Source organism: Tatumella sp. JGM91 (genome assembly GCF_018257575.1).
Classification (GTDB): domain Bacteria; phylum Pseudomonadota; class Gammaproteobacteria; order Enterobacterales; family Enterobacteriaceae; genus Tatumella; species Tatumella punctata.
Map to the genome: position 1 here is coordinate 84583 of NZ_JAERJP010000013.1, position 13646 is coordinate 98228.

The 13646-nt window shown below is 51.9% G+C and carries 11 protein-coding genes and 1 riboswitch; of the genes, 4 read left to right on the forward strand and 7 right to left on the reverse strand.

Annotated elements, in window-relative coordinates:
* Positions 1 to 8: 8 nt before the first annotated feature.
* From JK198_RS10595 to JK198_RS10605, 3 genes are all read right to left on the reverse strand, one after another.
* On the reverse strand, positions 9 to 2087 hold the full coding sequence (locus tag JK198_RS10595) for a TonB-dependent siderophore receptor (protein ID WP_249213312.1): 2079 nt from the start codon (positions 2085 to 2087) through the stop codon (positions 9 to 11).
* Positions 2088 to 2282: 195 nt separating this feature from the next.
* Positions 2283 to 3245 (reverse strand): helix-turn-helix transcriptional regulator, encoded by a 963-nt coding sequence (locus JK198_RS10600; protein ID WP_212710507.1) that lies wholly within the window; start codon positions 3243 to 3245, stop codon positions 2283 to 2285.
* A 191-nt stretch (positions 3246 to 3436) separates the two neighbouring features.
* Positions 3437 to 4639: an MFS transporter gene (locus tag JK198_RS10605; RefSeq protein WP_212708671.1), complete on the reverse strand. Its 1203-nt coding sequence runs from the start codon at positions 4637 to 4639 to the stop codon at positions 3437 to 3439.
* 94 nt (positions 4640 to 4733) lie between these two features.
* Between JK198_RS10605 and JK198_RS10610 the strand changes: the two genes are divergently transcribed.
* Positions 4734 to 5672: a LysR family transcriptional regulator gene (locus JK198_RS10610; RefSeq protein WP_212708670.1), complete on the forward strand. Its 939-nt coding sequence runs from the start codon at positions 4734 to 4736 to the stop codon at positions 5670 to 5672.
* A gap of 100 nt (positions 5673 to 5772) precedes the next feature.
* On the opposite strand, the gene JK198_RS10615 is transcribed toward JK198_RS10610, so the two are convergent.
* The 4 genes from JK198_RS10615 to mntP all read right to left on the reverse strand — a co-directional run bounded on the left by JK198_RS10615 (position 5773) and on the right by mntP (position 9658).
* The gene (locus tag JK198_RS10615) at positions 5773 to 6276 is read right to left on the reverse strand and encodes a TIGR00645 family protein (RefSeq protein ID WP_212708669.1); all 504 of its coding nucleotides are present in this window, start codon (positions 6274 to 6276) and stop codon (positions 5773 to 5775) included.
* Positions 6277 to 6394: 118 nt separating this feature from the next.
* Positions 6395 to 8227, reverse strand: a complete 1833-nt coding sequence (locus JK198_RS10620; RefSeq protein WP_212708668.1) for an ABC transporter ATP-binding protein — start codon at positions 8225 to 8227, stop codon at positions 6395 to 6397.
* A gap of 177 nt (positions 8228 to 8404) precedes the next feature.
* A complete protein-coding gene (gene crcB / locus JK198_RS10625) occupies positions 8405 to 8782 on the reverse strand; it encodes a fluoride efflux transporter CrcB (protein WP_212708667.1) in 378 nt (125 codons plus the stop codon).
* 95 nt (positions 8783 to 8877) lie between these two features.
* A riboswitch (Fluoride riboswitch) is annotated at positions 8878 to 8954 on the reverse strand.
* Between the two features lie 131 nt (positions 8955 to 9085).
* Positions 9086 to 9658 carry a manganese efflux pump MntP gene (gene mntP / locus JK198_RS10630; RefSeq protein ID WP_212710508.1) on the reverse strand — a complete coding sequence of 191 codons (573 nt, stop codon included), beginning with the start codon at positions 9656 to 9658 and terminating at the stop codon, positions 9086 to 9088.
* Between the two features lie 314 nt (positions 9659 to 9972).
* Here mntP and JK198_RS10635 point away from each other — a divergent pair, with 314 nt between their 5' ends.
* The 3 genes from JK198_RS10635 to JK198_RS10645 all read left to right on the forward strand — a co-directional run bounded on the left by JK198_RS10635 (position 9973) and on the right by JK198_RS10645 (position 13644).
* Positions 9973 to 10215, forward strand: a complete 243-nt coding sequence (locus tag JK198_RS10635; RefSeq protein WP_212708665.1) for a DUF1158 domain-containing protein — start codon at positions 9973 to 9975, stop codon at positions 10213 to 10215.
* Positions 10216 to 10730: 515 nt separating this feature from the next.
* On the forward strand, positions 10731 to 12374 hold the full coding sequence (gene mqo / locus JK198_RS10640; RefSeq protein WP_212710509.1) for a malate dehydrogenase (quinone): 1644 nt from the start codon (positions 10731 to 10733) through the stop codon (positions 12372 to 12374).
* A 415-nt stretch (positions 12375 to 12789) separates the two neighbouring features.
* Positions 12790 to 13644 (forward strand): PhzF family phenazine biosynthesis protein, encoded by an 855-nt coding sequence (locus JK198_RS10645; protein WP_212710510.1) that lies wholly within the window; start codon positions 12790 to 12792, stop codon positions 13642 to 13644.
* Positions 13645 to 13646: the final 2 nt, after the last annotated feature.

Sequence of the window (13646 nt, forward strand, 5' to 3'; positions counted from 1 at the left end):
CGGTAGATTCAGAAACGATAGTCAGCGCCTATCTGCCAGCTGCGATCCCGTCCTATCCAGCAATAGCTGCTACTGTAACAGGTATAGGTCATTTTATTGGTCAGGTTCTGGGCACCGGCTTTCAGTGTCAGCCCTTGCAGTGACTGACTTAATACCCCCATATCGTAGCTGGCCGCCAGGTCATACTGCGTATTACCGCCAATCGCAGGTAATGCATTGTCCGGAGTGATTTCACTTTTACCGTAATAACGCATACCAGCCCCCAGCATCAGTCCGTTAAAAATGCCCTGCTCAAAGGTGTAGTCTCCCCACAGATTGAGGCTGTTTTGCGGAACCTGCGTCACCCGTTTGCCCTGGTAGAGGTCATCTTTCTTATTTACCGCATCGGTATAGGCATAGCTGGCAATCAGCGTCATATTGTCCTGCGGGCGGCTGACAATACTGAGTTCTGCCCCGTCGGACCTGACTTCACCGGTTTGACGATAATTCAGTAACCCGCCGGCAGTGTAGGTATAGTCAGTCGTCAGCACATTTTTTTGTCTGATCTCAAAGACCGATGCGGTCAGTGTAGTCGCATACTCAGACAGTAAATATTTTACCCCGCCTTCCAGTTGTTTACTGGTAGTCGCTTTTGCCTGGCTGGCCGTCAGGGTGCCCTGCGGCGCTACCGGCAGGAAACCTTCTGAATAACTGAGATAAGGTGCCAGGCCGTTACTGAACTGATACAGAACACCGAGCCGTTTAGTCAGTTTATGCTGGTCAATCGATGATTTACTGCCCCCGCTCAGGTAATCGGTCGTCGATGACTGATAATCGTCATAACGCAGACTGGCCAGCACATTCAGGCCACCCCGCGTCATTTGGTCCTGGAGATAATAACCGCTCTGGTGAAAACTGAGCCGGTTATTCGTCGAGGTATACAGCCCCGCATTATCTGTTGTTACCTGATCATAATCGGGGTTGAGCATATTAATGCCGGGGTTACGGGTGGCATAACGCCAGGTCATATCAGAGTTAAGGTGCTGATAATCAAAACCGGCCAGCAGATGATGCTGCCAGCCTGCCCATTCCAGGGTTTTGGTCAGCTGATTATCAAGGTTAATACTGTCAACGCTTTCATCTGTGGTATAGCCAAAGCGTGACAGTTGTGTGTCACTGGTGTCGGTGCCGGTGGCGTAAATGCTGCGCTGGTGACTGTTCAGGGTAAAATAACGGGCCCGCTGTACCACACCCCAGCCACTATTAAACTGATGTTCAAAACTGTAGCCGATCATCCCCTGCCGTTGTTTAAACCCATTCCAGCGGTCACCGGCATATGAGCGGCGTGACGCATAACCGCTGCGCAGGTAAGCCAGTGGTAAAGGATTTGACGGTGTCAGCCCGGGTTGATTCTCATACAACGCATCCAGCGTAAGGCGGGTATCTGAATCAGGCTGCCAGCTCACGGAAGGTGCTATCAGATAGCTTTCATGTTTGGTAGTGACCGGCTGATCACTGCCTTCACTGCCTTTCCCTGCCAGACGGTAATTCCAGTTGCTGTCAGCAATAGGCCCGGTCGAGTCCAGATAGCCTTCTTTCAGCCCCCGGTTACCGGTAGTCACACCAAGACGGGTACTGCTGTGTGACAGGGGTTTTTTCCCTACGATATTGACCAGTCCGCCGGGTGAGGCATTGCCATATAATACGGATGACGGACCTTTCAGAATATCCACGCGGTCAATCAGTAACGGGTCGATAAACGCTTTGGTATTGCCGACCACATTATAGGGGAGTGCCAGACCATCATAATATTCATGGTCTGCCGCAAAACCGCGGATTTTATATTCACTCATATAGGTAGTGGAGCCGCGCAGTTCGGAAGCCACCCCCGCGTCATAGCGTAAAATTTCGTTCAGGGAATTCCCATGGCGCATGCCGATTTGTTGCTGGCTGATTGAGTCAACCGTCTGAGGGGTCCGGGTTTCCGGCACTGCCGATTTCGTCGCACTGTTGATATACGGCGCGACGGTATTTTGTTGCCCGCCCGCTTCCCCGCTGGCAGTCACCACCAGCGTCTCTGTCGCTGCCCATAACGGCGATGACAGCATCAATGCTGTACTCACTGCCAGCCGGTAACCACAGAGCCCCGGAGCGGTTTTTTTCATCTGCCTTGCCATAAAAAGTATTACCGTAATTTATTGATTTTCAGGCTGCTATTATTACGTTTTTCAACAGGATGACGCCTATGCCAGGTGACATGTTGTGTATGAAAAACGACAAAAGACAGACGGCAGGCGCACCGGTCATATACGTGACGCGGGGCTGCTGCACAGATGACTGGGGCTGATACCATAGCGACGCCGAAAGGCAGTGGAAAAATTAGTAGCATGCTGGTAGCCAGACATCCATGCTGCCTGCTGTACACTGTAGCCCTGCTGCAGATAACGTCTGGCCAGTGCCAGGCGACAATCACGTAAATAGTTAAAAACAGAATCACCATAAGCCTGACGGAATTTAGTCCGCAGACTGCTGCTGCTCATGGCTGCTGTTTTTGCCAGGGATTCGAGAGAATGGTTTTTTTCCGGACTGGAGGCCAGTAACTGACGAACAACTTCCAGCCGGTGACGTTCACCGGGCAAGGTTCGTGTATTCTGCTGCCAGTCGGGGGGCGTTATCATCGTCCCCAGTAACTGCAGCATCAGTCCTTCCAGCATCAGTTCACGGGCAGCGGCCGTCGACTGATAACCGATAGCAAAGCGCATACTGGCCAGCAGAGAGTCGGGCAAATGCCAGACCGTAAACGGGGTACCGGTGCGTGGCCCGCTTTTCAATACCCTTGCCAGCGGAGACTGTGGCGGGGAGGAAACCGGGCTAAATCCGAGGGAAAGAGTGATTAGCCGCTGATCTTTATGATGACGGGCAGAGAGAACCGACGTTTTTCCCAGCGGGGTACTCAGCACCCTACCTGCTGACAGGCTGACGGGCTGACCATTCAGTTGTAAATCCACATGGCCTTCCAGTACCACCAGCATATACAGGGGAGAACTGCCCGCCGATGTTGACTCATAGGGATGCAGGATTTGTAAGTCAGAATGGGTCACACTCATCCCGGATGACAGTCGCCACTCTTCCACCCGCCCTCTGACCAGTTCGGTAGTATCGTCACCGCCGGGAAAACGATAATCAATCCCATAGCGGCTGCCGAATTCACGAAAATCCGCGACTAAAAATGAGCGCTGATTGATTTCAGACGAAAGACTGTTCATAGGGAAAGTTGCCGGTAAAGACGGAAGAGGCCCCGCTGATGAATTATTGCCCGGCATATTAGCATTGAGAATCACAGCGAGTAAATTAAATGATACTCATTTTCATTTAATGGCCGGTAACAGCACCCCGCGGTCAGTCAGTAAATCAGTAAGAAAGGCAATACCGGGAGCAGCGCCTCCCGGTACTAATATTAGTTATGCAGGTGGCGGCTGCATAAACGCACCACCAGAGCCAGCACCGCCGCAATCACTGACAGGATCACGACACCATTCCAGCCCCCGTGGGTCAGTGCCAGGCTTCCGAGGGCGGAACCGGCCGCCATACCGATAAATACGACCGTAAATAGCAGTGCATTCAGGCGGCTGCGTGCTTCCGGCGCCAGCCGGAAGACCAGGGTCTGATGGGCGACCAGTGATGCCTGGATCCCGAGGTCAAAAATAATGGCACTGACAACAATTATCCCCAGCTTCCCTTCTGCCGGGAATAACGGCATCAGCAGCATCAGCCCGAACGCAAAAATAACCAGTCCGGCACCTAACTGAGTGACGCGGGCAGGACCAATACGGTCCGCCATTCCCCCGGCTAAAGGTGCTGCCAGGGCGCCCGCGGCCCCTGCCAGACCGAATGCCCCCGCCACCGCACTGTCCAGACCAAAATCCTGATACAGCATCAGCGCCAGCGTTGACCAGAAAGCACTGAAAGCGACAGATAACAGACCTTGCGCAATCGCAGCACGCCGCAGTGTCGCGTGTTGATGCCACAGCTTCCAGAGGGAGCGCATCAGTGAAGTCCAGGGAACCGCTGCCGATGGACGAAAAACCGGTAATACCCGCCATAGTGCCAGAGTAATCAATAATACCGATGCCGCAGCAATAAAATACAGACTCCGCCAGCCCAGATATTCACCGATAATCCCGCTGACTACCCGTGATAACAGGATCCCGGTGAGTAGCCCGGTCATTACCGTGCCGACGGTTTTCCCGCGGCTGCGTTCCGGTGCCAGAGCCGCCGATGCCGGGACAATATCCTGTGCCATGGTCGCCGCCAGCCCGGTCAGCAAGCTCGCGACCAGTAATAAATTCAGTCCCGGTGCAACCGCACAGAGTATCAGTGCCGCAACCAGTAATAATCCTTTCACGGCGATCAGCTTACGACGATCAAAGCGATCCCCCAGTGGCGTCAGCAACAGGATCCCCAGTGCGTAACCTGCCTGAGTCAGCATCGGGATCAGTCCCGACTGGGCGGTAGTCGCATTAAACTGTTTTCCCATCAGTCCCAGCATTGGCTGGCTGTAATAAATAGCAGCAACACTTAGCCCGGCACCGGCGGCCAGGGTAAACAGTAGCGGGGCTGAAAGGTGTTCATCGTTTGTGGTCTGCTCAATTGCTGACATTATTCTTTCTCCGTATCAGGGTTGAGTTAAGTAAACCTGAACTCTTTAATGCATGGTAGACTCGGATTACACAAATCTGTTATGCGTGGTACGTATGAAAGTCGTCTCGTCCGGCAGTATTGACCGCATTGAATTGATGCAAACCTTTATCAGGATTGTGGAAAGTGGCAGTTTATCGGCCTGTGCACGGCAGCTTTCGGTCAGTCAGCCAACGGTCAGCCGCCGGTTACAGGCATTAGAAAATATGCTCGGCCAGAAACTGATTATGCGCTCAACCCACGCACTGAAACTTACCGATGACGGGGAACGCTGTTACCGCAGGGCCCGGCAGCTGGTGGGTAACTGGTATGCGCTGGAAGATGAACTGACTAACAGCCACGATGAACCGGTGGGTACACTGCGGGTGCGGGCTCCCCATGCCTTTGGTCAGGACCAGATGATTGCGCCACTGGTTGACTGGTTACAACAGTCCCCGGCCCTGAATATCGAGTGGATGCTGAATGATCGTACCCCTGATTTTGTGGCCGAAAATATTGACTGTGCTATCCAGGTCGGTGCGCTCAGTGACCCGGATTTAGTCGCGATTCAAATCGCCGAAGTCCCCCGCAGTCTGGTTGCCACACCACAATTGCTGGCCAGTGTACCGCCGCTGGAAACACTCGACCATCTGGCGGCCCTTCCGTGGCTTTCCCTGAGCACTTTTTATCGTACTGAAATTACCCTGAAACACACTCATCATGCACTCAGTCAGACCATCACCATCAGTCCCCGCCTGCTCAGTGACAGCATTTATGCTGTAAGAAAAGCGGCGGTGGCGGGAATGGGGGTCGCGCTGGTATCGTCCTGGCTGGTGGCTGATGATCTGGCGACAGGCCGTTTACTGGAACCTTTGCCGGAATGGCAGGCTCCGCCACTACCGGTCTGGCTGACTTATCCGTGGGCCAGCTATTACCCGGCCAGGCTACGCCATTTTTTCAGCATGATAAAGCAGGTGATGCCCACCCTGACAGGTACCCGCCCGGCGACAAAATAGTCTGTTCCGGTGATCCGCGGATCCAAACCGCAGGCTGGCAGAGAAGAAAACGGCCCCGTCAGAAAGCGGAGCCGTTGCAGCATCAGGTTAACGGTAAGGACTAATGGGCTGATTTGCCATAACGTGACATTTTATCCAGGTATCCCATCACAAAGGCTGACAGTACAAAGGTCAGGTGCAACAGGATATACCAGAGTATTTTGCTGTTATCGATACTTTTCATTTCCATAAATACTCTGAGCAGATGAATCGAAGAGATGGCGACAATCGAGGCCGCGACCTTATTCTTCAGCGAGCCGGAGTCCATTTTTCCCAGCCAGTTCAGCTTTTCTTTATGCTCATCAATATCCAGCGCTGAGATAAAGTTTTCATAGCCGGACAGCATCACCATAATCAGCAATCCCCCCACCAGCGCCATATCTATCAGCGATAATAACAACAGGATAAGTTCATTTTCGGTCACCGAGAGAATATGCGGCAGAACATGCACAATTTCCTGAAAGAATTTGATCGTTAATGCCAGCAGCCCGAGCGACAGTCCTAAGTAAACCGGCGCTAACAGCCAGCGAGTGGCATACATCATATTTTCGATAAAACGTTCCATAACAACCCGCAAAATATTAAATATATCCCGGCAGTATACCCGACTGGAGATTCAGCCTGTAACCCCGTGGTTGTTTTTCTCTGCACCGGCGGGCAACCCCGCCTGTCACCGCCGGCGGTTAATCTGTGCCGACAAAACCGCCGGTTTGTCGCTGCCATAAGCGCGCATAGACGCCCTGTTTTTCCAGCAACTGCTGATGATTCCCCGTTTCTGCAATTTTTCCCTGTTCCAGCACAATCAGCCGATCCATCCGTGCGATGGTCGATAGACGGTGGGCGATGGCTATCACCGTTTTCCCGGTCATCAGTGATTCCAGGCTTTCCTGAATTGCCGCTTCGACTTCTGAATCCAGTGCCGAAGTCGCTTCGTCCATAATCAGAATCGGGGCATTTTTCAGCAGTACCCTGGCAATCGCAATACGCTGCCGCTGACCGCCGGAAAGTTTTACCCCCCGCTCACCGACATGTGCATCCAGCCCGTACCGTCCCAGGGAGTCAGACAACTGAGGTATAAATTCTTCCGCCCGCGCCCCGCGGATAGCCGCGGCGATTTCAGCATCACTGGCATCAGGACGGCCATACAGCAGGTTGTCACGGATAGAACGGTGCAGTAACGAGGTGTCCTGGGTGATCATCCCAATCTGACTGCGCAGACTTTGCTGGGTTACCCCGGCAATATCCTGTCCGTCGATACAGATACGGCCTTCATTCAGGTCATACATCCGCAGTAACAGGTTCACCAGGGTAGATTTACCCGCTCCGGAAGCACCAATCAGACCGATTTTTTCTCCGGGTTTAATTGTGATATCGATATCCGACAGAATTGGCCGGCCATGACCATAGCGGAAAGAGAGGTGGTCGAAGTGAATTTCTCCGGCAGTGACCTTCAGTTCCGGGGCTGCGGGCTTATCCTGAACACTCAGTGGTTGTGAGATAGTCGCCATACCATCCTGGACCATACCAATATTGGCAAAAATACCGTTCACCACCCACATAATCCAGCCGGACATATTCACCAGTCGGATCACTAACCCGGTCGCGAGTGCAATAGCGCCGACCGAAATTAACGACTGAGTCCATAAAATTAACGCCATACCGGTGGTACTGACGATCAGTGCGCCATTCAGTATCGAGAGCGTAACATCCATGGCGGTTATCATTCGCCCGGCATGCTGCGTTTTCACGGTCTGGTCATGAATCGCCTCGCGGGCCTTATTTTCTTCCAGTGAACTGTGGGCGAATAACTTCAGGGTCGCAATATTAGTATAACCATCAACAATAAAACCCATCAGTTTCGACCGGGCCTCAGAAGATACCACTGAACGTTGTTTTACCCTCGGGACAAAAAATAATAATGAGGAAACGTATATTACCATCCAGATAATTAACGGAATCATTAATTTCCAGTCTGCGGCCGCAAACAGTACCAGGGCGGTGATGGCATAGATTAAGACGTGCCAGATAGCATCCACCAGCTGTACTGCAGAATCACATAATGAATTACCGGTCTGCATAATTCGCTGGGCAATACGCCCGGCAAAATCATTCTGGAAAAAGGTCAGGCTCTGCCGCAGCACATATTTATGATGCTGCCAGCGTATCATACTGGTCATCCGCGGATTAATCGTCTGGTGGATTAACAGATCATGCAAGCCGATAAACAGCGGCCGGATGATCAATGCAACAGCCCCCATCCAGCTAAGTAATATCCAGTGGTCAGTGAATAAGGTCGCCGGTTTTGAGGCATTCACTAAATCGATAATCTTACTCAGATAGCCAAACAGCGACACTTCAATCAGCGCGCCGACTAAGCCAACCACCAGTAACCCGGCAAAAGATGGCCAGACCTGGCGCAGATAATAAGCGTAGAAGCGGCCAATGGTTTCAGGAGGAGAATCGGAAGGTGCTTCACGGAAAATATCGATAAATCGTTCAAAACGTTCAGATAGCATAGCGTATGACCCGGAGCTGAAGAATTAACCGATAGCTTAGTGCAAAACGCACCATCCTTCAGCATGTCAGCGGAAAACGGGCTGATGCCGCAGATCGGCGGCGGCCACAGGATCCGATCACGCGGATCCTGTGGCCGTACCGGCAATTCATCTCACCGGACCGGCCGTGATACTCTGCTACCCGATGAGGGTAATCAGTGTAAAGCCGGCAAATGTCATCAGTAAAGTACCGAACAGATGAAGGCAGGCACTGCTCATTGCCCAGAAATACTTACCGGATTGCAGCATGACCATCAGTTCCGCCGAAAAGGTCGAAAAGGTTGTCAGACCACCACAGAGTCCGGTAGTGATTAATAGTTTCCAGGCAGGATCCAGCTGAGGATGGCGGACAAACCAGGCCAGAGCCCCGCCGATAATAAATCCACCGGCCAGGTTGACCAGTAACGTGCCGAGCGGTAAGCCCGGAAATACCGGATTAAATCTGACCGAGCACCACCAGCGTAACAAACACCCGGCACCACCCCCGAGTAACACAGCCATAAAAGACTTCAGCATACCAGTTTCCTGAATATTATTATGCCGCGGGGAGACATGACCGGTGACAGGGGAAAGCACCTGACACAGCAAACTCCCCGCCAGGCGGGTTAAGTTTTATGTCAGGCGTCATCAGCTGTTCCGGTATCAGAACAGCGGTTGGTTGAGGCGGAACACCATCACCCCGCAGTGGCAGTAAAACGGCAGATCATGATGATCTGCCGTCACTGTATATACTGCCGGAAAATAATAGCCTGTGAAGGCGGATCAGACAACATGCCTTTGCTGAATACTGCCGGAAAGGCAGACCCGGGGAACCCGGTATCAGCTGAATATACCCAGATGTTCAGTAAGGATGGTGCAGCCAATGCCTATCAGCACAACGCCGCCCAGGACTTCAGCCCATTTCCCAAGGATAGGACCGATAAACCGGCCAACTAAGACTCCGGTGGTTGCCATAATCGTCGTCGCCGCTCCGATAGCCACTGCGGTAATAACTATATTCACCTGCAGAAAAGCCAGCCCCACGCCTACGGCCAGTGCATCCAGGCTGGTGGCGACTGCTGTCATCGCCAGCACCATAAAACCATGACGCTCAGGGGCAACACACACCTCAGCGGCGCCATGCCGGAAGCCACCCATCACCATTCTGCCGCCCAGTATCGTCAGCAGGAGAAAAGCAATCCAGTGGTCCCACGCCATCACATACTGGCTGGCCGCCAGGCCAATACCCCAGCCAATCAATGGCGTCAGCATTTCGATACCACCAAAGATAGCACCGGTACGTAATGCCTCTTTCATTCCCGGCCGTTTAAGTGCTGCGCCTTTTCCCAGCGCCGCGGCAAAGGCATCCATCGACATGCCAAAGGCAAGAATAATTGTAGTAATTACATCCATCAGGTTTATCGCTCAGACTTGTCTCTCAGGACAATTAAAGTTGCTCTGACTTCCGGCAACCGGGTGATGCGCAGTCTACCACGAAGGGATGGATTAAAAAAGACAATAAAATCATGGGGTTAGTTATAGCAAAGGCTATAACTTATAACATTCGCTAAGTTTATGCTAACTCAATGGAAAATAAGCAACTTCAGAAAGATCCTGCTGTCTGCAGGCATAAGTTCCGCCTTATGAATATCCCCTGATGATGATTGAAACCGGCCAGCAATTCCCGGAGAATGTCAGGCACTCTTCTTTTCCTGTTGCGGATCATTATGAAAAACCCTCTCGAAAGCTTGCTTATTCCCTGTGGCATATTATTAGCGGGGTTCTTATCAGCCTTACTGTTGCCGGCACCGGCATTCGGGTTGCCTGTCGCCAGAGCGCTGATGTCTGCACTGCATATTATGGATTTAAACCAGCTGTATACCATCGTCTTCAGCCTGTGGTTTTTGTTACTTGGCAGCGTGGAATTTTTTGTGATTCGCTTTCTGTGGCGTCGTTTCACCCGCCACTGAAATAAGCCTGCATTCCCCGCGATGCCGGGGAGGATAACCCGCAGAGGTGATACACAATTAAATAACAAATAACATACAAATATTGCTCTTTATATCTCTTCCTCCTCTAAACAATAACAGAATAAATATATTTTATTATCAATTAGTTGAAAATTTTGTTTTTTTGAACTTCTTCACACTTTCTTTCAGAATTTTTATTTTCCCTTCCGCGAAGAAAAATATATAAACAGTTGAAATTCAATAATTTTAAATATTAATGCTGTCGGTAAAAGGCAGAAATTCCGCCTGTTTTTTTAATAAAAGATCCGCGACAAAGACTTGTTTAATTCTGAGGCAGAAATGTTATATTCATAGGTAAAACATATAACCTGGTATTAACGCCTTCCCCCCCGGGCAGGATATTACCGGATAACTTTTGGCCTGTCAGACAAGCTCCGGATGCTTAACGAAAGGCCTCTATTTTGCCCGCAAGCCTGTCAGGGAAAGACACCCGACAGAAGAGGAGATATTGCCTCATGTGTAAATCAACAATGAACCTTTCTCTCGCCATGAGCACTGCGGTCAGCGCAGGACAAAAGGTTCAGCAAGGAAAAGACATCGATGTATTACTGATCGGTGCTGGTGTGATGAGTGCCACACTGGGGACTTTTCTGCAGGAGCTGGAACCTGAATGGACTCTGGAGATGACAGAACGCCTGTCCGGTGTTGCTGAAGAATCCTCTAATGGCTGGAATAATGCCGGGACCGGACACTCGGCTCTGGCCGAACTTAACTACACTCCGCAAAAAGCCGACGGAAGCATTGATATCAGTAAAGCCGTGGCAATTAATGAAGCGTTTCAGATTTCACGACAGTTCTGGGCCTCCCAGGTCGAAATGGGACGCCTGAGTGAGCCGGAGCGCTTTATTAATACCACCCCGCATATGAGCTTTGTCTGGGGAAACGAGAATGTTCAGTTTCTGCGTAAGCGTTTTGAGGCACTGAAATCCAGTACCCTGTTTCGCGGCATGGAATATTCAGAAGACCCGCAGCAGATCGCTGAGTGGGTGCCTCTGCTGATGCAGGGCCGTACTGGCGGTGCCCCGATTGCCGCAACCCGTACCGAGACCGGAACCGATGTTAACTTTGGTGAAATTACCCGGCAGCTGATTAATGCACTGCAAAAAAATGATAATTTCACCCTGCGTACCCGCCATGAAGTCCGGGAGATCAACCGATTACCCGACGGGCGCTGGCAGGTCACAGTACAGGACCTGAACTTAAATACCTCAAAAAAACTGACCGCCCGCCATGTGTTTATCGGTGCCGGCGGTGCAGCATTACCACTGCTACAAAAAACCGGTATTCCGGAAGCCCGTCGTTATGCCGGTTTCCCGGTGGGCGGATCGTTTCTGGTCACCGACAATCCGCAGCTGGTGAAGCAACACCTGGCGAAAGTGTATGGTAAGGCCAGTGTCGGTGCGCCGCCAATGTCGGTACCGCATGTCGATACCAGAATGCTGGACGGTAAGCAGGTACTGTTGTTCGGTCCTTTTGCTACCTTCTCGACCAAATTCCTGAAGCAGGGCTCATTGCTGGATATGTTCAGTTCCATGACACCGGCAAATATGCTGCCAATGTTGCAGGTCGGCAGTAAGAACCTCAACCTGATTAAATATCTGATTGGTCAGGTGCTGCAGAATGATAATGACCGGATGGAAGCGCTGCAGAATTATGTGCCGGGTGCCCGCCCGGAAGACTGGCGTCTGGTGACGGCGGGACAACGGGTGCAGATCATCGAAAATGATGAAAAGCAGGGAGGCGTGCTGCGTTTAGGCACCGAAATTGTCACGTCACAAGACGGTACCATTTCTGCCCTGCTGGGAGCCTCACCGGGTGCATCAACTGTCGCAAAAATCATGCTCGATCTGATCGCGAAAGTCTTTCCGGCAGAACTCAGTTCAGCATCATGGCAACAGAAAATTCGCCGGATGATCCCGTCTTACGGAACATCCCTTGACGGTAACGTGGCAGCAACCGAGCAGGTGCTTTCAGCAACCAGTCATCGTCTGAATTTACATTATGCAGCCCCGGAGCAACTCAGCTCCGCGCCTGAGAATACAGCGCCGGCCGCGGCTAATGATGAGGGTCATCACACGGCAAACGTCGTGGGAAAGTAACTCCGGAGTGAATACCCGCTCACCGTTCGCGTAAAGAGAGCGCTGAGCCGCTGGTCCCGCTTTCTGTCGCGTCACTGCCGGTTAGCGGGGCTCCCGTTTTCCCTTATTCCGGCGACCCGGGATGAGAGCATCGCAATCAGTACCGCCCTGCGGTGATACTCCGGTATAAAAGTAAGCACCAACTTATCTTTCAGCCCGCGGGGGATTTATTCCCCGCCGGGCTTCTTCATCTCCGCACGGATATTCACACCACAATATCACCGGCTTCTCTGTCAGGGTTCAGGCCCCGTCACCGCCGGATCCGCTGACAAATCAATGTAATATAACCTGCTGTTATCCCGGTTAAAAAAGCGCCTTATCCCGGCCATCCGATGGCATACTGAGCTGTCGTCCACCCGCTATTCAGGTAACCGTTATGAGCCGTGAAGTCAGTTTCAGCCAGGCAGATGTTTTCTCTGTATTACCTTTTCAGGGTAACCCGCTGGCAGTGATCTGCAATGCTGTGGATCTGGAAGAGCAGCATCTGCTACAAATTGCCCGATGGATGAATATTTCTGAAACCACTTTCGTTCTCCCCGCGCAACACAAAGATGCTGACTATCGTGTCCGTATCTTCACCCCTGACGGAGAACTCGATTTTGCCGGGCACCCGACACTGGGTACCGCTCATGTCTTACTGGAAAACGGATCCATTTGCGCGAAACAAGGGAGAGTAATACAGGAATGTGCCGCCGGACTCATCCCGGTTCGTCTTGACCAGAAAAACCATTTGTCCTTCCTTGCTCCGCCGGCACCGATAACTCAGGTGTCATCACAACTGATTGAAGAAATTACAGGGATATCCACGGACGATAACATGCCACCGGCAGTTGCAGGAGCCGGGAGTCGCTGGTTACTGCTACCGTTAGCACACACAGAGCATCTCAGAACCCTGACAGTGTCTGCAAAATCCCTGGCGCTATTGGCACAACACACCGGCAGTAAAGGGATCGTTCTCTTTGCGCCCGTCAGTGATAATAGTGGCGATGATTATGAATTGCGTGTGATATTTACCAAACACGGTGCTGTTACCGAAGATCCGGTCACCGGCAGTGCTAATGCCGGTCTGGCACAGTACCTGGCCTCGCAGGGACGTACTGACAGTTATCGAGCCCGCCAGGGGTTATCAATCGGTCACCATGGCCGCATTGTCATTGATTACGCCGGGGAAGAGGTGTGGATAGGTGGCCAGGTCACTACCCGCATCCGTGGAAATTTCCTGCTGCCCTGATA